Source organism: Janthinobacterium sp. SUN176, from assembly GCF_030587335.1.
Lineage (GTDB): Bacteria > Pseudomonadota > Gammaproteobacteria > Burkholderiales > Burkholderiaceae_D > Janthinobacterium > Janthinobacterium kumbetense.
In genome coordinates this window covers 2,468,165-2,490,784 of sequence record NZ_JAPWIA010000001.1, presented here as the reverse complement: position 1 = coordinate 2,490,784, position 22,620 = coordinate 2,468,165, and the positions used below count along the sequence as shown (strand labels likewise).

General features: G+C 64.1%; 18 protein-coding genes. 11 read left to right on the top strand and 7 right to left on the bottom strand.

Annotation, left to right across the window (positions count from 1 at the left end; genetic code table 11):
* Positions 1 to 16: 16 nt before the first annotated feature.
* Both O3299_RS11170 and O3299_RS11165 read left to right on the top strand, forming a co-directional pair.
* Complete coding sequence (locus tag O3299_RS11170) at positions 17 to 1,345, top strand: serine hydrolase domain-containing protein (protein WP_370385274.1); 1,329 nt, start codon at positions 17 to 19, stop codon at positions 1,343 to 1,345.
* Positions 1,346 to 1,466: 121 nt separating this feature from the next.
* Complete coding sequence (locus O3299_RS11165; protein WP_305062342.1) at positions 1,467 to 3,008, top strand: CHASE2 domain-containing protein; 1,542 nt, start codon at positions 1,467 to 1,469, stop codon at positions 3,006 to 3,008.
* A 15-nt stretch (positions 3,009 to 3,023) separates the two neighbouring features.
* Here the strand turns inward: O3299_RS11165 and O3299_RS11160 are convergent, their stop codons facing one another.
* The 3 genes from O3299_RS11160 to O3299_RS11150 are packed head-to-tail and all read right to left on the bottom strand — an operon-like array spanning position 3,024 to position 8,265.
* Entirely contained in the window at positions 3,024 to 5,807 is a 2,784-nt protein-coding gene (locus O3299_RS11160) for an Hsp70 family protein (RefSeq protein WP_305062341.1), read from the bottom strand.
* 2 nt (positions 5,808 to 5,809) lie between these two features.
* The gene (locus O3299_RS11155; RefSeq protein WP_305062340.1) at positions 5,810 to 7,681 is read right to left on the bottom strand and encodes an Hsp70 family protein; all 1,872 of its coding nucleotides are present in this window, start codon (positions 7,679 to 7,681) and stop codon (positions 5,810 to 5,812) included.
* The gene (locus tag O3299_RS11150) at positions 7,678 to 8,265 is read right to left on the bottom strand and encodes a DUF2760 domain-containing protein (protein WP_305052629.1); all 588 of its coding nucleotides are present in this window, start codon (positions 8,263 to 8,265) and stop codon (positions 7,678 to 7,680) included. The genes O3299_RS11155 and O3299_RS11150 overlap by 4 nt, the downstream gene beginning before the upstream one ends.
* A 255-nt stretch (positions 8,266 to 8,520) precedes the next feature.
* Here O3299_RS11150 and O3299_RS11145 point away from each other — a divergent pair, with 255 nt between their 5' ends.
* The 7 genes from O3299_RS11145 (at position 8,521) to urtE (ending at position 15,710) form a co-directional block, all read left to right on the top strand.
* Positions 8,521 to 9,120: a transglutaminase family protein gene (locus tag O3299_RS11145; RefSeq protein ID WP_305062339.1), complete on the top strand. Its 600-nt coding sequence runs from the start codon at positions 8,521 to 8,523 to the stop codon at positions 9,118 to 9,120.
* A 16-nt stretch (positions 9,121 to 9,136) separates the two neighbouring features.
* Positions 9,137 to 9,925 (top strand): DUF4349 domain-containing protein, encoded by a 789-nt coding sequence (locus tag O3299_RS11140; RefSeq protein WP_305062338.1) that lies wholly within the window; start codon positions 9,137 to 9,139, stop codon positions 9,923 to 9,925.
* Between the two features lie 200 nt (positions 9,926 to 10,125).
* Positions 10,126 to 11,379 carry an urea ABC transporter substrate-binding protein gene (gene urtA / locus O3299_RS11135; protein ID WP_305062337.1) on the top strand — a complete coding sequence of 418 codons (1,254 nt, stop codon included), beginning with the start codon at positions 10,126 to 10,128 and terminating at the stop codon, positions 11,377 to 11,379.
* 67 nt (positions 11,380 to 11,446) lie between these two features.
* On the top strand, positions 11,447 to 13,048 hold the full coding sequence (urtB, locus tag O3299_RS11130; RefSeq protein ID WP_305062336.1) for an urea ABC transporter permease subunit UrtB: 1,602 nt from the start codon (positions 11,447 to 11,449) through the stop codon (positions 13,046 to 13,048).
* A complete protein-coding gene (gene urtC / locus O3299_RS11125; RefSeq protein WP_180278740.1) occupies positions 13,045 to 14,166 on the top strand; it encodes an urea ABC transporter permease subunit UrtC in 1,122 nt (373 codons plus the stop codon). The genes urtB and urtC overlap by 4 nt, the downstream gene beginning before the upstream one ends.
* Positions 14,163 to 14,993: an urea ABC transporter ATP-binding protein UrtD gene (gene urtD, locus O3299_RS11120; protein ID WP_305062335.1), complete on the top strand. Its 831-nt coding sequence runs from the start codon at positions 14,163 to 14,165 to the stop codon at positions 14,991 to 14,993. The genes urtC and urtD overlap by 4 nt, the downstream gene beginning before the upstream one ends.
* 18 nt (positions 14,994 to 15,011) lie before the next feature.
* Positions 15,012 to 15,710, top strand: a complete 699-nt coding sequence (gene urtE, locus O3299_RS11115; RefSeq protein ID WP_305062334.1) for an urea ABC transporter ATP-binding subunit UrtE — start codon at positions 15,012 to 15,014, stop codon at positions 15,708 to 15,710.
* Positions 15,711 to 15,713: 3 nt separating this feature from the next.
* Here the strand turns inward: urtE and O3299_RS11110 are convergent, their stop codons facing one another.
* Together O3299_RS11110 and O3299_RS11105 are read right to left on the bottom strand one after the other, a co-directional pair.
* A complete protein-coding gene (locus O3299_RS11110) occupies positions 15,714 to 16,298 on the bottom strand; it encodes a chromate transporter (protein WP_099667303.1) in 585 nt (194 codons plus the stop codon).
* Complete coding sequence (locus tag O3299_RS11105; RefSeq protein WP_305052622.1) at positions 16,295 to 16,882, bottom strand: chromate transporter; 588 nt, start codon at positions 16,880 to 16,882, stop codon at positions 16,295 to 16,297. Before O3299_RS11105 ends, O3299_RS11110 begins: the two co-directional genes overlap by 4 nt.
* Before the next feature lie 220 nt (positions 16,883 to 17,102).
* Here O3299_RS11105 and O3299_RS11100 point away from each other — a divergent pair, with 220 nt between their 5' ends.
* Complete coding sequence (locus tag O3299_RS11100; protein ID WP_099667305.1) at positions 17,103 to 17,324, top strand: hypothetical protein; 222 nt, start codon at positions 17,103 to 17,105, stop codon at positions 17,322 to 17,324.
* A 417-nt stretch (positions 17,325 to 17,741) separates the two neighbouring features.
* Here O3299_RS11100 and O3299_RS11095 read toward each other — a convergent pair whose 3' ends face one another.
* Both O3299_RS11095 and O3299_RS11090 read right to left on the bottom strand, forming a co-directional pair.
* Positions 17,742 to 18,341 (bottom strand): response regulator, encoded by a 600-nt coding sequence (locus O3299_RS11095; RefSeq protein WP_251348103.1) that lies wholly within the window; start codon positions 18,339 to 18,341, stop codon positions 17,742 to 17,744.
* Between the two features lie 361 nt (positions 18,342 to 18,702).
* Positions 18,703 to 19,245: a phosphohydrolase gene (locus O3299_RS11090; RefSeq protein ID WP_305062333.1), complete on the bottom strand. Its 543-nt coding sequence runs from the start codon at positions 19,243 to 19,245 to the stop codon at positions 18,703 to 18,705.
* A gap of 203 nt (positions 19,246 to 19,448) precedes the next feature.
* On the opposite strand from O3299_RS11090, the gene O3299_RS11085 reads away from it, so the two are divergent.
* On the top strand, positions 19,449 to 22,586 hold the full coding sequence (locus tag O3299_RS11085) for an FAD/NAD(P)-binding protein (protein ID WP_305062332.1): 3,138 nt from the start codon (positions 19,449 to 19,451) through the stop codon (positions 22,584 to 22,586).
* Positions 22,587 to 22,620: the final 34 nt, after the last annotated feature.

Below are 22,620 nucleotides of genomic sequence, written 5' to 3'. Positions count from 1 at the left end.
TCAAGGAGAGCATCACATGAACAATTTCCCCAGCATGAAACGCCTGGCCCTGGCCGCAGCCTGCCTGGCGCTGGCCGCCGGCGCCCATGCGGCAGAAGCGACGGCGCCGCTGTCGGCCGCCGCCAGCGACCCGGCCACCTTGCAATGGATGGTGGGCGCGCCGCCGCCGGCCGATAAGATCATCCGCTTCGACGATGGCAGCTATTTCAATTTCCCCCAGTTGCGCTGGAGCGTGTCGCATTTCCGCCAGCTGATGCCGACGGTGGAGGTGTCGCGCGGCCTGAAGGCGCCCGTGCCCTTGCCGCGCGCGCTGCGCAAGGATATCGACAGCCTGCGCTTCACGCCCCTGGGCGCGACGGAAACGATGACCTGGGAGCAGTCGCTGGGCGCCAACTACACGGACGGCATCGTCGTGCTGCACCGGGGCCGCATCGTGTATGAGCGCTATTTCGGCGTGCTGAAGGACAGCGGCCAGCATGGCGCCATGTCCGTGACGAAGTCCGTGATGGGCACCATCGGCGCGGCCCTGGTGGCCGAAGGCAAGCTCGACCCGAACAAGAATGTGGCCGAGTATGTGCCGGAACTGGCCAAGTCCGCATTTGGCGACGCCACCGTGCGCCAGGTGCTCGACATGACCACGGGCCTGAAATTCAGCGAAGATTACGCCGACCCGACAGCGGAAGTGTGGCAGCACGCGGCGGCTGGCAATCCGTTGCCCAAGCCGAAGGATTACACGGGGCCGCGCAGCTATTTCGAGTATTTGCAAACGGTGCGGCACGAGGGCCGGCATGGCGAGGCGTTCGGCTACCGCACGGTGAACTCCGACGTGCTGGGCTGGATCATCGCCCGCGTCACGGGGCAGAACGTCAACGCCTACCTGTCCGAACACGTCTGGCAAAAGCTGGGCGCCGAACAGGATGCCTACATGAGCGTCGATTCGACGGGCACGCCGTTTGCCGGCGGCGGCTTGAGCGCGGGCTTGCGCGACCTGGCCCGCTTTGGCGAAATGCTGCGCAACGATGGCCGCTACAACGGCCAGCAAATCATCCCCCGCGCGGCTGTCGCGGATATCCGCCGCGGCGGCGACAAGCAGCTGTTCGCCAAGGGCGGCTACGATTTGCTCAAGGGCTGGAGCTACCGCGACATGTGGTGGGTCACGCATAACGACCATGGCGCCTACATGGCGCGCGGCGTGTATGGCCAGCGCATCTACGTCGACCCGAAGGCGGAAATGGTGATCGTGCGCTTCGCCTCGACGCCGACGGCAGCCAATGCGGCCAATGACCCGACCACCACGCCAGCCTTCGAAGCGCTGGGCAAGCTGCTGCTGGCCAGGCCGAAGTAGGGTGCCAGGCTGACCCTTGCCAGCCGTGCGGCGGAACGGGCACAACTGCAATACACTGTCCTTTCGTTATCGCTTGTTGTTTGAGTGATAATTTATTCGTTGCGCGCAAGGAGCAGGCACCGTGGAAACCAGCCAGCCGGATCAACCGCACCTGCCGCTCTGGCGGCGCCTGCTGTGGCCGGTTACCCAGCTGGGTTCGGCCTTCAAGCTGACGGGCACGCACCTGCTGCACCACGTGATCGGCGCCAGCCTGATCGCCTCGCTGATGCTGGCGCTGGAAGGTTTTCACGTGCTCGAATGGCTCGATGCGGCCATGCTGCGCGCCAGCGCGGCGCAGGAGCAGTTGCTGGACCGGGGCAAGGACCCGGGCGCCGCCTACCGGCCCGGCATCATCGAAATCGACCAGCCCGCGTTCGAACAGGTCTTCGACGAGCGCGAACCGCTGGAACGCACGCGCCTGGAGCAATTGATCGCCAGCGCCGCTGCGCGCGGCAGCCAGGTGCTGGCCATCGACCTGGACCTGGCGCCGGCCGTGTACGAACAGCACAAGGCGGGCGAGCGGCCGCTGGACCGCCTGCTCGACCGGCTGGCCGCCGATGGCCGGCAACTGGTGCTGATCCTGCCCGAGCAATCGGACGAGAATGCGAACCTGCCCTGGATACGCGCGCGCTGCGCGGCCGGCATCCACTTTGCCAGCCCGCGGATCCGCGAACGCATGGGCGCCGTCACGCGCATCGAGCTGAAAAGTCCCGTGCTGGCGGCCGTGGCCTTCGAGCTGGCGCATGGCGCCGATGAACAGGAGCAGAAGCAGCCCATGCCGGCCGTCCTGTCCGAGCAAAAGCAAGGGCTGGCGCTGGCGGGCCGCGTGTGCCAGCTGGCGCGGCGCTCGGGCAGCGAAAGGGACTTGGCGCGCTGGGCGTTCGAACCCGTCATCCACGGCGACGCCAAGGATGCGGCAGAGCAGAACGCCGTCACGGCGCCGTTTCATCCGGCGGCCGTGGCGCCGGCATTCCTGAACCCCACGCGCACGCGCGTCAAACTGATCGAAGGCCAGGCCGGCGTAGATGCCGGGGCGTTGCGCAAGAACGTCGTGTATATCGGCAGCACGTATGATGTGCGCGACCGCTATACGACGGCCGAAGGCGAGCAGGCCGGCCTGCACCTGCATGCGGCCGCCCACACGTCGCTGGGCATCGGCACGGCCGACGTCAATAAATATGCGGTGTTCGCGGCCGATATCGTCATCGGCGTGCTGCTGGGCTGCCTGTTCGGCGGCCTGTGGACCCTGTACGGCCGCGCCGAACTGGCCATCGACAAGCGCATGGAAGACCACGATTTCAGCCGCCTGCACCGCATGGGCACCCTGGCGGAATTCTATGGCATCCGCCTGATGCTGGCGCTGGTGTGGGCTTCGCCGTTTGCCATCGGCGCACTGGCCATCTACCTGTCGCGCGGCTTGCTGGAGCAGGGCTGGTGGGTCAATCCCGGCCCCCTGATCGCCGGCATGTTCCTGCACGCGATGTCGCTGCGCGACGAAGCCCACCATCCGCACGAGGAAGTGCCGGGCCTGTCCGTGTGGGCCCAGCTGCGCCGCACGCATCCCGGCATCGTGCTGGTGCAGGCGCCGCTGGCGGTGGTGTTGCTGGTGGTGGCGCTGGTGTAGCGAGATGGCAGTTGATTAATTGATCAGCTTCAACCCCGGCGGCAGCGCCTCGCCCAGCATGCGCTTGGTATTCGCTTCGTCCAGCTGCGTCACTTCGCTGACCATCGCTTGCCACAGGGGCGGGGCGCCGACGGCTTTCAGGCGGGCGAGGATGGTGGCGCGCAGTTCGTCGGCGATGTCGCGCGAGCGGTCTCCTGTCATGCGCGCCAGGTGGGTGGCGGCGAAGGCGGCCGGCTCGATTTTTTTCCAGTCCAGCGCCAGCAGCACCTGCAACCAGTCGGCCACGGTGGCGCTGTCGACCACTTCGTGCGCGCTGCCGTGGAAGGGCTGGCGCGCGCCGACCCTGGCCAGCGCCCACAGGGTGTTCGTGTCCGCCGCTTCCCCCTTCTTGCCGGCTTTCTCCAGGCGTTTCAGCAGCCAGGCGCCCACTTCCGCCTTGTAGGCGCCAGGGATGCGCTCCAGCGAGGCGCCCAGGCGCAGCATGTCGTCGTCGCTGCCGTTCACGAGGGTGACGGGGCGGCTGCCCCGCTGGGCCGCATCGGCTTGCAGGTTGAAGGCGAAGTCGTCGAGCAGGCGCAATTGCTGCTCGGGGTTCAAGCCGCCAGCCACCCGGCGCCACAGGGTCCACCATTCGGCGCACACCTGGTTGTCCTTGTGGTGCTGTGCGCCCGCGTCGAACAGGGCCCACAGCTGCTCGATGCGCCACGGGTCCAGCGCATCGCCGTAGCCGGGACGCAGGCAGTAGCCGGCCAGATTCAGCCAGACCCGCTCATGCTCGGCGGAGCGGCGCCGGCCGCGGGCGCGCAGCAGGAGGGCGTCGAACAGCTGGCGCAGCAGCGGCGTATCCCAGCTTTCGCGTCCGCCCAGCCCCCGTTCCAGGTGCTGGCGCAGCTGGCGCACTTCCTTGATGTCGACTTTTTGCGCCTTGCCGCCGAAAATGCGTTCGATCTTCTCGATGGCTTCCTTCATGCGCGGCGACACGGCTTGAGCCTCGCCACCGCCTTGCTCTTCCTTACCAGCGCGTAACTGGAATTCCAGCAGCCAGCGCGCACAGGCATCGGCTGCGGCCACGCAATGCACTTCCAGCGTACCCACTTCCGTCATCACGGTGGCCAGTTGCACGGTGATGTCGCGTTTGTCGTTACCGCCGTCTTTGGCGTGCAGCACGCTGGCCAGCGGCGGCAGGCGCAAATACTCGCCGTCGTCCAGGTCGACGATCTCGCCCAGCTGCGGCGGCGTGCCCGCCTCAAAGAGGGACGTGGCCAGGTGGAAGCGCACGGGCCGGCCCAGGCGCAAGGCGAACAGGCGCTCCGTCAGGCGGATTTCCTCGCCGCTGGCGCTGCCGCGGGGCAGGATGCAGACGGCGCGGTGGTCCTTGCCCACCTCGCCCAGCACGAGGAAATAGCTGCGCGGCGAACCGCCGCCGATGCGCGGCGCCTGGCCGCGCCGGGCCAGCGCGTAGGCGACGGCGCCACGGGCCACGGCCACGTCGGGATTGTCATTGTGCAGGATGGTCAGCGGCTGTCCGCGCCAGTGTGCCAGGGTGTCGGCCAGGCGGCGCGCCAATGCGTCGGCACGGAATACGCCGCCATTCAGCAGCAGGGTATCGGGCAGTGCGCCGGTATGCTGCTGCAGAAAGCTGGCCAGATGGCGCGTGATGGCCGCGTCCTGCGCATACGGCAGGCCGAATTCGACGATGCCGGCGCGGCCCTTTCTGGCCACCTCGCTCAGTTCCACCTTCGGGAAGAAGCCATCGACCACCATGGCCGCCACTTCCTCGCGCGTGACGTCGACGGAACGGCTGCCGCCGATCAGGCGCGAGCCCGCGCCCAGCAGGGTGACGGTGGTTTTCTCCGGCGCGTCGGCGGAGAGCAGCAGCTCCTTGGCGGCGCGGCAGCGTTCCATCAGCTGCGACAGGCGCGCGGCCGACAGCTTCATGCCGCCTTCCTGGCCGGCGGCCAGGCGCGTTTCCACCAGGTGGGCCAGCGCCAGGTCCATATTGTCGCCGCCGAGTATCAAATGGTTGCCTACGCTGCTGCGCGTGAGCTGCGGTTCGCCGTCGTCATCGAAGGCCACGTCGATCAGGCTGAAATCGGTGGTGCCGCCACCCACGTCGCAGACTAAAATGCGGCGCGTGTCGGCCAGGTCTGCGCGCAGGGTGGCGCGCTGGCGCTGCAGGAAATCATAGAAGGCCGCCTGCGGTTCTTCCACCAGGCGTAGCGCGGGCAAGCCCGCCATGCGGGCCGCTTCCAGGGTGAGTGCGCGCGCACCCTCGTCGAACGAGGCGGGGATGGTCAGCACCAGTTCCTGGTTTTCGAGGAGAGCCTGCGGGAATCGGTGGTTCCAGGCGGCGCGCACGTAGGCCAGGTAGCTGGCGCTGGCCGCCACGGGCGACACTTTCGCGACATCGGCATCCGCGCCCCAGGGCAGGATGGGCGCCTGGCGGTCCACGTTCGCGTGCGACAGCCAGCTCTTCGCGCTGGCCACTAACCGGCCCGGCACCTGGGCGCCGAGCTGGCGCGCCAGGGCGCCCAGCACGCTTTGGTCCACGCCGGCCACGTCTTGCTGCGGCCAGGGCAGCTGCAAGTCGCCCGCCGCCAGTTCGCCGGCGGCGGGATGGTAGCGCAAGGAAGGCAGCAGGGGGCGTGCGCCCACTTCGCCGGGAGCGACCAGCTGCTCGATGGCGAACAGGTTTATTCCTGCCGGCGCATCGCCAGCCGCCGCATACGCGACCACCGTGTTGGTGGTGCCCAGGTCGATGCCGACCAGGAAGGCCGGCTTGCCCACAGCGCTGCGCATGCCTATTGCTGCGGCGTGCCGCGCACGTCGAATTCCACTTTCCAGCGCTCGGCGCCGTCAGGGGAAACGGCCAGCAGTTCCAGGGTACCCGCTTCCGTCACGCGCGCGTGCAGCTTGACCTGCACCACGTCGCCGGCCGACCGGCCTTCGGCGGACAAGGTCGCCTGGATTTCGCTCAGTTCCTGCAATTCGTCGGGACCCCAGAAATCGAGCAAGTCGCCGATCTGGTCGTTGCGGCGCGTGGACGAGGCGAAGAAGCGGAAGTGCACGGGTTCGCCCACCACCAGGCCGAATTGCTGGCCCGGCAATTCCAATTCGCTGCCTTCTTCCATGCCGAACGGCGCCACGCACAGGGCCTGGATCGGCGGTTCCATGCCGGGGATGGCGGGCATGGCCGATTCGATGGCGACATAGAAGGAACTGGCCGTGCCGCCGCGGATGCGCACGCCATGGCCGCGTCGCACATAGCTGTAGTAGGCCGCGCCACGGGCCACGGCCAGGTCCAGGTCGGCCCCGGCCAGCATGCGCGCCGGTTCCGCGCCTTCCATGTACAGCCAGTCGTTGACTGTAGCCATGATGCGCTGCACCAGCAGGTCGGACTTGAAGACGCCGCCGTTGAACAGCACGGCCGTCGGGTGCAAGAAGCTGGCGTCGGCCGACTGGCGGCCCGAAAAGCCTTCCAGTTCGCTGGTGGCTGCCACTTGCCGGCCCAGGAAGGCGGCCAGGTGGCGCGTGATGGCCGCGTCCTGCGCATACGGCAAGCCCAGTTGCGTCAGGCCGGCGCGCGTGCGCACGGCAGGGCGGCTCGACGCTTCCACTTGCGGGAAAAAGCCGTCGAGGATGAAGGTGGATACTTCGGCGCGCGTCAGTTCCGTGCGGATGGAGCCGCCGATCAGTTTCGAGCCGCGGCTCGGCACGACGATGGGCGCCACATCGAGGCCGCTGTCGGCCAGCAGGCTTTCCTTGGCGCTGCGGCAGCCATAAGTGAGTGCGCGCATCTGCCAGGCGTCCAGCTGGGTGCCGTTGGCTGCCAGCTTGCGGGCCACCAGGTGGGCCAGGGCCAGGTCCATATTGTCGCCGCCCAGCAGGATGTGTTCGCCGACGGCCACGCGGTGCGGTTCCAGCACGCCGTCGCGTTCCAGCACGGCGATCAGCGAAAAGTCGCTGGTGCCGCCGCCCACGTCGACGACCAGGATGATGTCGCCCGGCTTGACTTCCTTGCGCCAGCGCCCTTCGCTGGTCTGGATCCAGCTGTACAGGGCCGCCTGCGGCTCTTCCAGCAAGGTCAATGAGGAATAACCGGCCGCCTGCGCCGCTTCCATCGTCAGCTCGCGCGCGGCCGGATCGAACGAGGCGGGAATGGTGACGGTGATTTCCTGCTCGGCGAACGGTGCTTGCGGGTGGGCGTTGTCCCACGCCTGGCGCAAATGCGTCAGGTAGCGCGTGGCGGCCGTGATGGGCGAAATGCGCGCGACTTCCGCCGGCGCATCGTTCGGCAGGATGGCCGCGCGGCGGTCCACGCCCGGGTGGCACAGCCAGCTTTTCGCGCTGGAGACGAGGCGGATCGGCGTGGTGGCGCCGCGGCTGCGGGCCATTTCACCGACGACGAACGGCGCTTCGGCTTCCTCGGTGACCCAGGGCAGGGCCAGGTCGCCCGCCGCCACTTCATCGGCGTGCGGCAGGTAGACGAACGACGGCAGCAGCGACAATTCTTCGACGGTGCCCGGCGCCGACAACTGCGGCACTTTCAGCACGCCGTGGCTCGATTGCTCGCCGTCGCTCTCGACCAGGTTCACATACGACAGGGCGCTGTGGGTGGTGCCCAGGTCGATGCCGATGGCGTAGCGCGGGCTTGGGTTGGCTTGATCGTTCACAGTTCCACCTCGGCTGGCGCCAGGATGGCCGCGTCGTGCTGCTCGCTCAGTTTCGGCAGGCGCACGCTGGACGCGCGCCAGCCGCGGTGGCTGAGGGTGCCCGTGAACGGCGCGGAACCGACCACGTTGCCCGTCAGGCGTACTTGCGCAGAATCAAAGCCTTCCTGCAGCACGATGCGGCTGCCTTCGGCTTCCTGGCGCACGGCCTCGATGGTGAAGTATTCGCGCATGACCTTGGCGCAGCCTTCATGCACGACGCGGGCGGCCGCGCCGATGTCGGCATCGGCATGGCTGCCCAGGTTTTCCTGGGTAAAGTCGATCAATCGCGCTTCGCGTTGCAGCAAGGCCAGCAATTGCAGGGCGGCATCGGGCGTCGCTTCCTTCAAAATGACGGGCGCGGCGGCCGGCGTCGGCACGGGGGCGGGCGCCGGAGCCGGGGCCACTGGCGCCACCGGGGCGGCTTCGGGCAAGGACAGCTTTTCCACGCGGGCCGCATAGGCGGCGTCCGACAGGGTGCTGAAGAAGGTGCCGAAAGCCAGCGGGACTCGGCGCCAGAATGATGGGTGGGACGATGAAGTGCTCATAGGGAACTCGTTTCTCTGATCTGTAGGGAGGCGTCGGCGGCGGGGGCCGCTTCGCAAGGTAGTGCCATGTGCGGGGCCAACAGGGCCGGCTGCGTTTGCCCGCATGATACCAGCTACCGGGCCGCCGCCAAAGTCGCCGCCCCCCTGGCAGGCAGGCCGAAGCGTGGATTTTCTTTGTTCTTGCGCAAGGAAACGTTCGATTTCGTGCCGCTTCGACTAGAATCGCGCATTATCTTTTTGCATGACCTCGATGCCATGTCTACCGACTTTTCCCTGTATTTAGCCAGCAGCACTTACATCGACAGCGACCATCCAGCCGTGCGCGCCAGGGCGGCCGCGCTGGCGGTGGGCGCGGTGGGCGACGCCGCGATCGCGGCCCGCTGCTTTGCCTTCGTGCGCGACGAGGTCGCCCACAGCTGGGATTACCAGCGCAATCCCGTCACCTGCCGCGCGTCCGACGTCTTGCAGCATGGCACGGGCTATTGTTATGCGAAGAGCCATCTGCTGGCCGCGCTGCTGCGCGCCAACGGCATTCCTGCCGGCCTGTGCTACCAGCGCCTGGCCATGGGCGAGGCGGGGCCGCCGTTCTGCCTGCATGGCTTGAATGCCGTGTATCTGCAAGACTTCGGCTGGTACCGCATCGATGCGCGTGGCAACAAGCCCGGCGTCGACGCGGCGTTTGTGCCGCCACGGGAACAGCTGGCCTTTCCCGTGCTGGCGCCCGAGGAACGCGATTTGCCGGAAATCTGGCCGGCGCCGTTGCCGCAGGTGATCGCCTCCCTGACGGGCCATGCAACGGTGCAGGAAGTGGCGGCGCATCTGCCCGATGTCGAGATGCTTCCGTTGAACAAGTAATTCATAGAAAGAAACCATGAAAAAAATCCATATGGGTCTGATTGGCCTGATGCTGCTGGCCGGTTGCGGCAGCAAGGGCGAGAGCGGCGGGCAATCGAGCGCCGCGCGTCTCGATGGCAAGGAAAAGGGCAGCGAGTTTCTTGCCTATGAACATAATGTCAGCGTCGATACGCACGAGGCGCAAGTGCGTCCCCTGTATGAAAAAGTGGTCGCTGCCTGCAAGGCCGATACGGAAAACGGCTGCCTGCTGCTCGATTCCAGCGTCGACAGCGGCCGCTACGTGCATGCGCGCATCAGCATGCGCGCCAAGCCAGCCGGCATCAAGAAGCTGGTCGCGCTGGTCGCGGCCGAAGGCGACGTCACCAGCCAGGGCACCAAGGTGGAAGACCTGGGCCGTCCGGTGCTCGACAGCAAGAAACGCCTGGAAATGCTCAAGCAATACCAGGCGCAGCTGCAAGACCTGGAAAAGCGCTCGGGCACCAACGTCGATGCCCTCATCAAGGTGACCAAGGAGCTGGCCACCGTGCAAGTGGAGCTGGAGCAGGCGACGGCCGCCAACGCGCTGTTGATGCAGCGCATCGATACGGACTTGTTGAACGTGGCCATCAGCGCCGAAGGCAAGCAGTCGTTCTGGCGGCCCGTCAAGCGCGCGCTGGGCAATTTCACGGAAAACCTGTCGGAAGGCGTGGCCAATGCCATCACGGCCATGGCCTATATTCTGCCGTGGCTGCTCGCTTTCGTGCTGCTGTTCCCGCTGGGCCGCAAGGGCTGGCGCCGTTTGAAAGGCGTGCCACGCAAGAATTGATGCGTATGGATTAACTGCTTCGGCGCACCGTTTTACGGCAATTTGAAACCTGGCTGCACAGTCCTTGTGCAGCCAGGTTTTTTTTCGTGCGGCGCCGGCCCCGTGCACCATGGCGGACACCTGCTGGCGCTGGCATGCATTCTGCTTTAACAACATCGCAGGCCCAGCTCGCCCCCCACGAACCCATCACAGGAGTCCCTATGTCACGACGCATCATCCTGAAAGCGGCCGCCGCCGGCGCACTGGCCCTGGCCACCTCCACTTATATGCAGGCAGCCTTGGCCGCCGACACGATCAAGGTGGGTATCTTGCACTCCCTGTCGGGCACCATGGCCATTTCCGAAACGTCGCTCAAGGATGTGGCGCTGATGACGATTGCCGAGATCAATGCCAAGGGCGGCGTGCTGGGCAAGAAGCTGGAAGCCGTCGTCGTCGATCCCGCATCGAACTGGCCCTTGTTTGCGGAAAAAGCGCGCCAGCTGGTAGCGCAGGATAAAGTGGCTGTCGTGTTCGGTTGCTGGACGTCCGTGTCGCGCAAGTCGGTGTTGCCCGTATTCAAGGAACTCAACAGCCTGCTGTTTTACCCGGTGCAATACGAGGGCGAGGAGCTGGAAAAGAATGTGTTTTATACGGGCGCCGCGCCGAACCAGCAGGCGATTCCCGCCGTGGAATACCTGATGAGCAAGGATGGCGGCGGCGCGAAACGCTTCGTGCTGCTGGGCACGGATTACGTGTATCCGCGCACCACCAACAAGATCTTGCGCGCCTTTCTGAAAAGCAAAGGTGTCAAGGATAGCGATATCAGCGAGGTCTACACGCCGTTCGGCCACGCCGACTATCAAACCATCGTCGCCAACATCAAGAAGTTTTCCACGGGCGGCAAGACGGCCGTCATTTCCACCATCAATGGCGATTCCAACGTGCCGTTCTATAAGGAACTGGGCAATGCGGGCTTGAAAGCCACGGACGTGCCCGTCGTCGCGTTTTCCGTGGGCGAGGAAGAGTTGCGCGGCATCGATACCAAGCCGCTGCTCGGTCATCTGGCGGCCTGGAATTACTTTGAGTCCGTCAAGAATCCAGTGAATACAGCCTTCATCAAGCAGTGGAAAGCGTATGCGGTGGCGCAAAAGCTGCCGAACGCGGGGGCGGTCGTGACGAACGACCCGATGGAAGCGACCTATGTGGGCATCCACATGTGGGCGCAAGCCGTGGAAAAGGCGAAATCGACGGATACGGACAAGGTGATCGCCGCCATGGCCGGCCAGAGCGTCAAGGCGCCGTCCGGCTTTACCCTGACCATGGATGCCACGAATCACCACTTGCACAAGCCCGTGATGATCGGTGAAATCAAGGCCGACGGGCAATTCAATGTCGTATGGAAAACCAAGGAAGCAATACGCGCCCAGCCGTGGAGCCCGTTTATCAAGGGCAATGAGGGCAAGCAAAAGCTGTAAAAGCCACGCCGGCGCCATCGGGCATGCGTCCGGTGGCGCCGACCATCAACGCTTTCCCGGGATATCAATGAGGCTATTCACATCGCTGCTGGTCTTCGCCTGCCTGTGCCTGTCGTCCATGGCGCAGGCCGCCATCCCTCCCGACCTGCTCAAGCCGCTATCTGGCGACGACCCTGACGCCCGTGTCGCCGCCGTCGCGCAGATCGCCGCCCTTGCCACGCCCGAGGCCGCCCGTGTGCTGCAAGCCTTGCAGGATGACGCGTTGTACGCCACGCCCGACGGCAAGGTGTATATCGTCGACGGCGAGCAGGCGCTTGACCCGGCGCTCGGCAAGAGCGTGCCGCTGCCGGACGGCATCGATGGCGTGATGGTCAACAACCGCTTGCGCTCGGCCGTGGCGGGCGCCTTGTCGGGGCTGAAACTGCTGGCACCGGAACGGGCCGAACGGCTGGCGGCCGCGCAAGCGTTGCAAAAGGCGGTTGATCCTGCGCAGCTTCCCTTGATCCGCGCGGCGCTGGCGCAGGAAAACGATGCTGACATCAAACAGATATTGCAGGTGCTGATCGCCAGCACCAACCTGCATGCGCCCGACGTCGCCACGCGCAAGGCCGCCGTGCAGGCGCTGGCCGGCAGCAGCGATGCGCGCCTGCTGCCCGTGCTGCAAGCCATGCTGGAGAAAGGGCCAGATGGCAAGGTCGGTGAGCCGGACGAGGCCGTGCAACTGGCCGCCATCGAGACCATGCGCCAGATCAAGGGCAGGGTGGCGCGCATGGAGTTCGCCGGCAATGTGTTTTACGGCATTTCACTGGGCAGCGTGCTGCTGCTGGCGGCCCTGGGTCTGGCCATCACGTTCGGCTTGATGGGCATCATCAACATGGCGCATGGCGAGCTGCTGATGATAGGCGCTTACACGACGTATCTGTGCCAGCTGTTTTTCCGCCACTTCCTGCCCGGCGTGCAAGACTGGTATTTGCTGACCGCCTTGCCTGCCGCATTTTTCGTCTCCGGCCTGGTGGGCGTAGTGCTGGAACGCACGGTGATCCGCTGGCTATATGGCAGGCCGCTGGAAACCCTGCTGGCCACCTGGGGCATCAGCCTGATCCTCATGCAGGCGGTGCGCACGATCTTTGGCGCGCAAAACGTGGAAGTGGCCAATCCCGCCTGGATGTCGGGCGGCGTCACCGTGCTGGGCGGCCTCGTGCTGCCGTACAACCGCCTGGCCATCATCGCCTTTGCCATCGTTGTCGTGGTGGCCGTGTGGTTGATCTTGAACAAGACGCGGCTGGGCCTGTTCGTGCGGGCCGTCACGCAAAACCGCCGCATGGCCGATTGCGTGGGCGTGGCCACGGGCAAGGTCGACATGCTGACCTTTGGCCTCGGCTCCGGCATCGCCGGGCTCGGCGGCGTGGCCCTGTCGCAGCTGGGCAATGTCGGGCCGGACCTGGGCCAAAGCTACATCGTCGATTCCTTCATGGTGGTGGTGCTCGGCGGCGTGGGCCAGCTGGCCGGCACCGTGATCGCCGCGCTGGGCCTGGGCGAAGTGAACAAATTCCTCGAGCCGGTGGCGGGCGCCGTGCTGGCGAAGATCGCCATTTTGATATTCATCATCATTTTCATCCAGCGCCGGCCGCAGGGCCTGTTTGCCATGAAGGGACGCAGCGTCGAATGATTACCTCCCATCAAATCAAGCCTGGCCTGTTCACGCGGCCCGTGTGGCTGGCGATTGCCGCCTGTACATTACTGGCGGCGTTGTTGCCGATTTTTAACCTGGCGTTTGCCGAAGGCCATGCGCTGCACGTGTCCGCCTACACGGTGGCGCTGGTGGGCAAGTTCATGTGCTACGCGCTGGCCGCGCTGGCACTGGACCTCGTCTGGGGCTACACGGGCATATTATCCCTGGGCCACGGCGTGTTCTTTGCCCTGGGCGCGTATGCGCACGGCATGTATCTGATGCGCGCCATCGGCGACCAGGGCCAGTACCACAGCAGCTTGCCCGACTTCATGGTCTTTCTCGACTGGAAAACCTACCCCTGGTACTGGGCCTTCACGGAACATTTCTGGTATTGCATGGCCCTCGTCGTGCTGGTGCCGGGCGTACTGGCCTTTGTGTTCGGTTACTTCGCGTTTCGCTCGCGCATCAAGGGCGTGTATTTTTCCATCATCACGCAAGCGATGACGTATGCCTTCATGCTCTTGTTCTTCCGCAATGACACCGGCTTTGGCGGCAACAACGGTTTCACGGACTTCAAGACGATCTTGGGCCACAGCATCACGGCACCCGCCACGCGGGCCGTGCTGTTCCTGCTGACCCTGGCCTTCCTGCTGGCGGCCCTGGTGGGCGCGCGCGCCATCGTCCGCTCGAAGCTGGGACGGGTGCTGCAGGGCGTGCGCGACAGCGAGGCGCGCTTGATGTTTCTCGGCTACAACCCGCTGTGGTTCAAGCTGTTCGTGTGGACCTTGTCGGCCGTGCTGTGCGGCATCGCTGGCGCCCTGTACGTGCCGCAAGTGGGCATCATCAACCCGTCCGAGATGTCGCCGGCCAACTCCATCGAGATGGTCGTGTGGGTGGCCGTCGGCGGGCGCGGCACCTTGCTCGGCCCGATTCTGGGCGCCTTCACCGTCAACGGCTTGAAAAGCTGGTTCACGGCCGCCATGCCGGAACTGTGGCTGTTTGCGCTGGGCTTGCTGTTCATCGTCGTCACCCTGTTCATGCAGCAAGGCATGCTGGGCGTGTTGAGCAAGCTCAAACGTAAAAAAGCCGCCGTCGTGGCAGAGGAGGCCGCATGAGCATCCGCATGTTGCCCGGTATGGCCAGCGCCGAAGCGGGCCCCACGTATGCGCGCGTGAAGGGCGAGGGCGTCGACACGACGCATGGCGCCATTTTGTATCTGGAAGATATCAGCGTGTCCTTCGACGGCTTCAAGGCCATCAACAAGCTCAGTCTCGATATTTCCGTGGGCGAATTGCGCTGCATCATCGGGCCTAACGGCGCGGGCAAGACGACGATGATGGACGTGATTACCGGCAAGACGCGGCCCACGTCCGGCACGGCCTGGTTCGGGCAAACGATGAATTTGGCGACCATGACGGAAGCGCAGATCGCCCACGCGGGCATCGGCCGCAAGTTCCAGCGTCCCACCGTGTTCGAGCAGCACACGGTGTTCGACAACCTGGAACTGGCGATGAAGATGGACAAGCGCGTGGCGCCCACCCTGTTTGCCCGTTTGACGTCCGAGCAGGAAGGCAAGATCGAAGCGATATTGCGCCTGATCCGCCTCAACGGCCACGAAGCGCGGCCTGCCGGTTTGCTGTCGCACGGGCAAAAACAGTGGCTGGAAATCGGCATGCTGCTGATGCAGGAGCCGCAGCTGATTTTATTGGATGAACCCGTGGCCGGCATGTCGGATGCGGAAACGGCGCGCACGGCGGAATTGCTCAATGAGTTACGGGGCAAACATTCGATCATGGTGGTCGAGCACGACATGGGCTTTGTGACGGAAATCGCCCGGCAAGGCATCGTCACCGTGCTGCACGAGGGTTCCGTGCTGGCGCAGGGCCGCATGGACGAGGTGCAAGCGGACGAGCGGGTCATCGAAGTCTATCTGGGAAGGTAATAGGGGAGATCGCAGACTATGCTGGAAGTGCAACAGTTAAATCAATACTACGGTTCCTCGCACACCTTGCGCGGCATCAACTTGTCAGTGCGCAAGGGCGAGTGCCTGGCCTTGCTGGGCAGGAATGGCGTGGGCAAGACGACCTTGCTGAAATGCCTGATGGGCGTGCTGCCCGTGGCGCAGGGCCAGGTGGTCTTCAATGGCCGCGACATCACGAAGCTGGCGCCCCATGCGCGGGCCAAGCTGGGTATCGCTTACGTGCCGCAGGGGCGCGACATCTTTGCGCGCCTGACGGTCGAGGAAAACTTGCTGATGGGTATGGCGGTGAAGCAGGGCAGGCAAGCTGCGCGCATCGATCCCCACGTGTATGAACTGTTTCCGGTATTGAAAGAGATGCTGCAGCGGCGCGGCGGAGATTTGTCTGGCGGGCAACAGCAGCAGCTGGCCATCGCCCGCGCCCTGCTGGCCGAGCCGCAGCTGATCATCTTCGACGAGCCGACGGAGGGCATCCAGCCGTCCGTCATCAAGGATATCGGCAGGGTCATTTCCTTGCTGAAACAGCGCGGCAACATGGCCATCGTGCTGTGCGAGCAATATTTCGATTTCGCCCGCGAACTGGCCGACGAATTCATCGTCCTGTCGCGCGGCAGTGTCGTGGCCAGCGGCAATGCAGAACAGATGGATGGGGAGGAGGTGAAGCGGCACCTGGCGGTGTAGCAACTACACCAGCTGCAGCCAGCCCAGCACGGCGCCGGCCGCCAGCAGCCACAATAAATGGATCTTCGTGCGCCAGATGATGAGGCCAGCCACGATGGACAGGGTCCACAGGGGCCAGTCGGTGCGCCATTGGTGGTTGGCGCCGCCCAAGATCATGCCCGTGGAAATCAAGAGGGCGACGACGATGGGCGCCATGCCTTGCTTGAAGGCGCGCACGGGGCGCAGGTCGCGGTTGCGGTAGCCCCACTGGGCTGCCACGTAGGTGAGGGTGGTGCTGGGCAGCATGATGCCCACCATCGTGATGAACACGCCAAGCCAGGCGGCCGTGTAGCTGCCCGCGTTCATGCCCACGTTCCAGCCCATCAAGGCGACGAACAGCACGTTCGGGCCGGGTGCGGCCTGGGCGATGGCGATCGATTCATTGAATTGCGCCTGCGTCAGCCAGCCATGCTGCTCGACGAGGAAACGGTGCATTTCGGAAGTGGTGGAAATGGCGCCGCCGATCGACATCAGCGACAGCATCAGGTAATGGCCGAACAGGTTCAGCCAGTCGCCCGCGCTCAATACCAGTTGCAGGGGCGGCGTCATGCGGACAGCTTTCGATACGTGAGCAGGCAGCCGATGCCGCCCAGGCCCAGCAGGATGTACAGCAGGGGCCAGCGGAAGATCGCCACCATCAGCACGCCCAGCACGGTGATGGACAAGGTCAGCCACAGGGGCAGCGGATGCCTGACCAGCGCGGTCGCCAGTTTCACGCCCGTGGCGGCGATCATGCCGGCCGAGACGGCCGCCATGCCGCGCAGGGCGCCCGCCATCTGCGGATTGTCGCCGAAGCGCGTGTACAGCACGCCCAGCACGAGCACGATGACGAGGGGCACGGCCAGCATGCCGGCCAGCGCCGTCAGCGCGCCTTTCAAGCCGAAATAGCGTCCGCCCACCATCAGGGACAGGTTGACGACATTCGGCCCCGGCATGATTTGCGCCACGGCCCAGTCTTCCAGGAATTCCTCCTGCGTCAGCCAGCGCTTGCGCTCGACCATCTCGCGCTGGATCACGGCCAGCACGCCGCCGAAGCCTTGCAGGGCCAGCCAGGTGAACGAGAAGAACAGGTCGGCAAGCGAGGCGGGTTGGGGGCGGGGGAGGTCGGGCTGGGTGGCGGCGGGGGCAGGCATGGCTGATTATCGCCGTGGCTGCTCGCGCTTGTCCATCGCTTTCGGCTGCGGTTGTGCCTGGAAGAAAAAAACCGTGGCTCATGTTTCCCTGCCATTGACATCGAGAGTTTATCGGCAATACTTTTATCGGCACCATGATCGCTGTCCCTGTCCGCGCTGTCGCGGTTCGCACCGCTACGCCGTCTCCCCCCCTCCGTACCCTTCGCAGGAGTTGTCCATCATGCCTCAATCCACAGAAACGCTGCATATGCCCGTCAAAACCGTGGTGCCGCATGCCCGGGTCGACCAGAAGATGTGCGATATCGTCAATCTGGGCATCGCCGTGCAGGCGGCCTTCAGTACCTTGTGCGCACTGGAATACCTGAAGTCATACAATGTCGCCCCGGAACTGATCGAGCGCGTGCTGCTGCACCCGGAGCAGCGCCGGCAGACCGTGCATTGAGTATCCGCACGGCAACTGTGTTGCCGGCGGCCGCGATCCGCTGTTGTCGGATTGATCATTACGGCTCAGTTATGCACAAATGATGAGTTAACGAAATTGGCGAAATAATTTTCTTGTGATTATGTGTGAGTTTCTAAGTGGTTGATTTTAATGGGTTTTATTTTTGCTGTTTGATTGAGCAGTTTATTGAAAGCCGCACGGGCTGTGGCTTTGAGGGCTGTCAATAGGCGCTTATCCACAAAGATATCCACAGTCCGTGTGGATATCTGAAAAAGCGCTTAACAATCCGCCACTTAGGAAATTGACGCCGCTCAGCCCATGCAATCGGCGGGCAAGATGGGCCGGAATGGGGCATGCCGCAAGCCTGTATGCCTATCCAGTGCTCTTGTTTTTATGACTGAAAGTAGCGGCGCAGGGTCAGGGCGTGCCGCCGGCCGGCGCCGCTGGCGTGTCGCCGCACTGGGCCAGGGCGGCGGCCAGTTCGGCGACCTGTTGCTGCGCTTCGCGCAAGGTGGCGTAGGTGCGCAGCGAGGCGATCACGGTGGTAAACAACTTGCGCGTGGTGAGGTCGGTCTTGCACCAGAAATCGTTGATGTCGTAGTCGATGATGATGCGGTGTTCCAGCGCCTGGCCGGGCTGGCCCGTGCGCAGGATGATGCGCACGGCGCTGTTGTGCAAGTCTTCGCGCACCTGGCGCGCCACTTGCAGGCCGGCATCCTGGGTTTCCATGATGACATCGAGCAGCACCACGGCGATATCTTGTGTGCCACGCAGCAAGGCCAGCGCCTCGGCGCCAGAATACGCGTGCAAAAAGCTCAGCCGGCGGCCCTGGAAGCTGGCCTGGCTGAGGGCGAACTTGGTCACCACATGCACGTCGACATCGTCATCGACGATCAGCACGCGCCAAGGCGCCGCGTTGGCGGGTTCCGCCGCCGCTTCTGCCCGTTCCAGCGGTTCGTCGACCAGCCAGTCGGGTTCGTCCGCCCCCTTGGCGGAATTATCGCTATCCATATTCATGCGTTTATCCACCGTTGATCGTCGTCGCTACTCCACACTATGCCAGTCTGCGGGGTTTGTCAAAACAATGCTGTTCAAGCAAGACGGCCTGGAGCAGGGATTGCCAATGCACAGAAAATATATTTTCATGGTGGCAGAGAAAGTTTGTTCTAGCGCAAACTCCTGATTGCAAGTCATTGATTTCATTGGGGTAAAAAATTGCCTGTGAAATCAGCAAATTGTTGAAACCCGCATCAATACTGGTGTTGCGGCTTGTCAAGAGGGGCTTATCAACAACTTTATCCACAGTTGCTGTGGATATCTAAAAAAGCCGTGCAAAAACCGGGGCTTAGCGCCCGTTCGTGCGGCTGGGTGCAAGCATTCATGCGGCGAGCCCGAGGCCGCCCAACCGGGCAAACGCCTGCAGGAAGCGCTGCTTGGCTTCGGCCGGACCCATGGCCTCGATTATACCGGGCAAGGGGGCGATGCCGTCAAGGTAAGCCCAGCGCTCGGCCGAGTGCGGCATCAGGTCGCGCTTTTCCGTGGCCAGCGCGATCAGGTCGGCCCGCTTGATGGGGGCGTAATCGGAAAAGTCCAGGCCATACGTGGCGGCGATGATGGCGCTGACCTTGTCTTCCAGCACGGCAAACTCCGGCAACAGCACTTTCAAGGGCTTCACCATGTCGCCCAGGTAGGCTTCGGCCGCGTCGTGCAGCAGGGCGGCCAGGCGCAAGGGGGGCGGCACCAGTTCGGCGACGATCAGGCTGTGCTGGGCAACCGAGTAAAACACTTGCGTCTGTCCATTGAAGCGGCACTGGTAAGCGAGGCCGTGGGCGATGTCTTCGATGGCGACCTTGTCGATATGCGGGCGCAAGGGATAAAAACGGTTGCCTGAATAAGTGGATACGTAGTCGGTAGTAATCATTTCTGGATCAGTTCGCCTGCTTTGCACGGATGAACCATCCTACACCCGATGGCCGCCGCTTGCCTTCCGCCCGTCCTTCGCCCTTCCGGCCGAGCCTATGCATCTTGGCAAATCCTTTAATTTATTTCATATCATTCATTGATATTTCTCAAATACACTGTGGAAATCTTGTTTGTCTGAAATTTAAATTTGGGGGCAAGGCAATGACGGCGATACCTACGGCAAGACCTTCTTATATCTATCAGGGCGGTTCGGTGATGATGCACTCGCCGCTGCAATTGAAACAGTCGGAAATGTACGGCTATTTCGTCCGGGGCGACCTGGCGAAGCTGCAAGCGACCGTGAATACCACCCTGAACCAGGTGGCGGGCAGCAAGATGACACTGAAAGCCCTGTCGCCGTATGTGATGCTGACGTTTACGCGCGTCAACCATGCGGATTCCGCCAACCCCGTCGACCAGGCCAAGGGCTGGATCACGGAAGTCGATATCGTCACCTGGATCATGGTCGGCCAGATGGACGCGGCCGGCAAGCTCGCGCATATCTACTGGTATCCGTGCCATATCTTCGTCGATGACGCCATGGCCCTGATCAACGGGCGCGAACTGTTCGGCTATCCGAAATACCTGTGCGACTACGAGATCCCCGCCGCCGGCAGCGAGCCGCTACGCTGCTCCGTGGCCGCCAAGGGTTTCCAGCATTTTTCGCCGGAAACAAAACTGGCCCTGCATCCATTGCTGGAAGTCAACGTCACCGTGCAGACGGGGCAGCACAAGCCCATCAACAGTTTCCTGGAACTCATCGAGCAGGCGTTCCAGATTTTCCTGTCCATCCCCGATTTCTTTGACATGGATCAGGCCGGCTGGGCCGATGTTTTGTCGCTGCTGCGCAACCCGCGCATCGACCAGATTTTCCTCAAGCAATTCCCCGACAGCGCGGGCGTGAAAGCCGTGTACCAGGCCCTGGTGGCTGCGCCGGCCGAGATCAACCGCCTGCACAGCGCGCGCCTGCTCGGCTATGAGTATGAATGCACGCTGCACGCGTTCGACAGCTTCCCGCTGGACCAGACCCTGGGTCTCAAACTGGGGCCGCAGGCGGCGATATTGCCGTTCCAGGTGAATTTCGACTTCACGGCCATGCCGGGCGAGGAGCTGGTCGACAATTCCCGCATCGCGCCGGAAAAGATCGCCATCCTCGGTGGCGGCGTGGCGGCCATGACCACGGCGTATTATCTGACGAACCAGCCGGGCTGGCAAAACCGGCATGCCATCACCGTCTACCAGCTGGGCTGGCGCCTGGGCGGCAAGGGGGCCAGCGGGCGCAATGCGCAAGCGGGCCAGCGCATCGAGGAGCACGGCCTGCACATCTGGTTCGGCTTCTACGCGAACGCCTTCAAGATGATCAAGGAAGCGTACGCGAGCCTGGAGCGTCCGCCCGGCGCGCCGCTGGCCACCTGGCGCGACGCTTTCAAACAGCACGATTACGTGGCCCTGTCGGAAGACGTCAAGGGCAAGTGGCGCAACTGGTCCATCGTCTTTCCCACCTTGCCGGGCGAACCGGGCGAGGGCGGTGAAGACATCACCCTGTGGCAGATGGCCATCGCCATGGTGGGCTGGATCGAGCAGTGGATACGCCAGATCCGGCAAGTGGCGGACGCCGACGCGCGCATCGTGAGCGCCAGCGCGTCGCAAGGCGAAGGCGTGTGGCCGGGCTGGCTGCGCCGGCTGGCCGACGAAGTGGTGGGGCAGGCCGATGAACTGGGCCTGGACGTGGGCCTGTCCGTGGGCGCGCTGGTGGCGCTGGTGGCCGACCTGGCGCCGGACTCCACGCGCCACGACCAGGCCCGCCACCAGCTGCTGGCCAGCACCCTGAACGGCATCCGCGCCTGGCTGCGCCTGCGCTACCGGGCCCTGATCGATGGCGACGACGAATTGCGCCGCCTGTTCATTTGCCTGGACCTGGGCATCACGGTCATGAAGGGCATGTTCCAGGATGGCGTGTTCAAGAACGGCTTCGACGTCATCAACGATATCGATTTCCGCGACTGGCTGCGCAAGCATGGCGGCGACGAGCAGTTCAGCGTCAACTCGGCGCCCGTGCGCGGCTTCTATGACCTGGTGTTCGCCTACGAGGGCGGCGATTTTGCGAAACCGAACATCGAGGCGGGGACGCTGTTGCGGGCGATGGCGCGCATCGGCCTGGCCTACAAGGGCGGCATCATGTTCAAGATGCAGGCCGGCATGGGCGACACGATCTTCACGCCGCTGTACCAAGTGTTGAAAAAAAGGGGCGTGGAATTCAAATTCTTCCAGCGCGTGGAAGAACTGGTGCCGGGCGCGGGCGACATCGACAGCATCCGCATCACCGAGCAGGTGCAATTGAAAGACCCCGCCGCCGGCTATGCGCCGCTGGTCGACGTGAAAGGTCTGGCGTGCTGGCCCAGCGCGCCCGATTATGCGCAGATCGAAGCGGCGCAGGCGGCGCTGCTGCAGGAGAAAGAGGTCAACCTGGAATCGTACTGGAGCGACTGGCCGCAGCAGTACCGGCAAGCGTTCGGCCGCGCGCTGCCCGCCACGGTATTGAAGAAGGGCGTCGACTTCGACAAGGTGGTGTTCGGCATTTCCATCGGCTCGCTGCCCGCCTTGTGCCCGCAACTGCTGGCGCAAAGCCCGGCCCTGCAACTGGCGGCCGACAAGGTGAAGACCGTGGCTACGCAAGCCTATCAGGTGTGGCTCAACAAGGATTTGCGTCAGATGGGCTGGACCACGCAACCGAAGGGCCAGCAGCCCGTGCTGTCGGCCTTCACGGAGCCGTACGACACGTGGGCGCCGATGGATCAATTGTTGGCGCGCGAGGATTGGCCTGCGGGACTGGCGCCGAAAAACGTCTCCTACTTTTGCAGCGCCTTCCCCGTCGACAGCTATCCGCCCGTCACCGACACGGATTTCCCCGCCCGCTGCGCGGCCAGGGCGAAGCAGGGCGCGCTGCACCAGCTGGAACGCGAGATCGGCGCCCTGTGGCCCGAGGCGGGCGGGCCGGGCGCGTTCCCGTGGCAATGGCTGGTGGACGCGAAGGCGGCCATGGGCGCGGCCCGTTTCGACAGCCAGTACTGGCGCGCCAACGTCGACCCGTCCGAGCGCTATGTGATGTCGGTGGTGAACAGCACGCAGTACCGGCTGGCCACCGACCAGTCAGGATTTTCCAACCTGTTCCTCACGGGCGACTGGATCAAGACGGGCATCAACGCGGGCTGCGTGGAGGCGGCCGTGATGGCCGGCATGCAGACGTCGCGCGCCATGACGGGGTATCCGGCCGTGATCCAGGGCGAGACGGATTTTTAGTGATTTCGCTATGATGGCGTTTCATTGTTCCCTG

Excerpts from the sequence above, each read along its gene's own strand:
- urtC (WP_180278740.1), top strand. The coding sequence starts at position 13,045 with ATGATTACCTCCCATCAAATCAAGCCTGGCCTGTTCACGCGGCCCGTG.
- urtA (WP_305062337.1), top strand. The coding sequence starts at position 10,126 with ATGTCACGACGCATCATCCTGAAAGCGGCCGCCGCCGGCGCACTGGCC.
- O3299_RS11090 (WP_305062333.1), bottom strand. The coding sequence starts at position 19,245 with ATGATTACTACCGACTACGTATCCACTTATTCAGGCAACCGTTTTTAT.
- O3299_RS11140 (WP_305062338.1), top strand. The coding sequence starts at position 9,137 with ATGAAAAAAATCCATATGGGTCTGATTGGCCTGATGCTGCTGGCCGGT.
- O3299_RS11170 (WP_370385274.1), top strand. The coding sequence starts at position 17 with ATGAACAATTTCCCCAGCATGAAACGCCTGGCCCTGGCCGCAGCCTGC.
- O3299_RS11105 (WP_305052622.1), bottom strand. The coding sequence starts at position 16,882 with ATGCCTGCCCCCGCCGCCACCCAGCCCGACCTCCCCCGCCCCCAACCC.
- O3299_RS11150 (WP_305052629.1), bottom strand. The coding sequence starts at position 8,265 with ATGAGCACTTCATCGTCCCACCCATCATTCTGGCGCCGAGTCCCGCTG.
- O3299_RS11110 (WP_099667303.1), bottom strand. The coding sequence starts at position 16,298 with ATGACGCCGCCCCTGCAACTGGTATTGAGCGCGGGCGACTGGCTGAAC.
- urtB (WP_305062336.1), top strand. The coding sequence starts at position 11,447 with ATGAGGCTATTCACATCGCTGCTGGTCTTCGCCTGCCTGTGCCTGTCG.
- O3299_RS11095 (WP_251348103.1), bottom strand. The coding sequence starts at position 18,341 with ATGAATATGGATAGCGATAATTCCGCCAAGGGGGCGGACGAACCCGAC.
- O3299_RS11160 (WP_305062341.1), bottom strand. The coding sequence starts at position 5,807 with ATGCGCAGCGCTGTGGGCAAGCCGGCCTTCCTGGTCGGCATCGACCTG.
- urtD (WP_305062335.1), top strand. The coding sequence starts at position 14,163 with ATGAGCATCCGCATGTTGCCCGGTATGGCCAGCGCCGAAGCGGGCCCC.
- O3299_RS11100 (WP_099667305.1), top strand. The coding sequence starts at position 17,103 with ATGCCTCAATCCACAGAAACGCTGCATATGCCCGTCAAAACCGTGGTG.
- O3299_RS11145 (WP_305062339.1), top strand. The coding sequence starts at position 8,521 with ATGTCTACCGACTTTTCCCTGTATTTAGCCAGCAGCACTTACATCGAC.
- O3299_RS11085 (WP_305062332.1), top strand. The coding sequence starts at position 19,449 with ATGACGGCGATACCTACGGCAAGACCTTCTTATATCTATCAGGGCGGT.
- urtE (WP_305062334.1), top strand. The coding sequence starts at position 15,012 with ATGCTGGAAGTGCAACAGTTAAATCAATACTACGGTTCCTCGCACACC.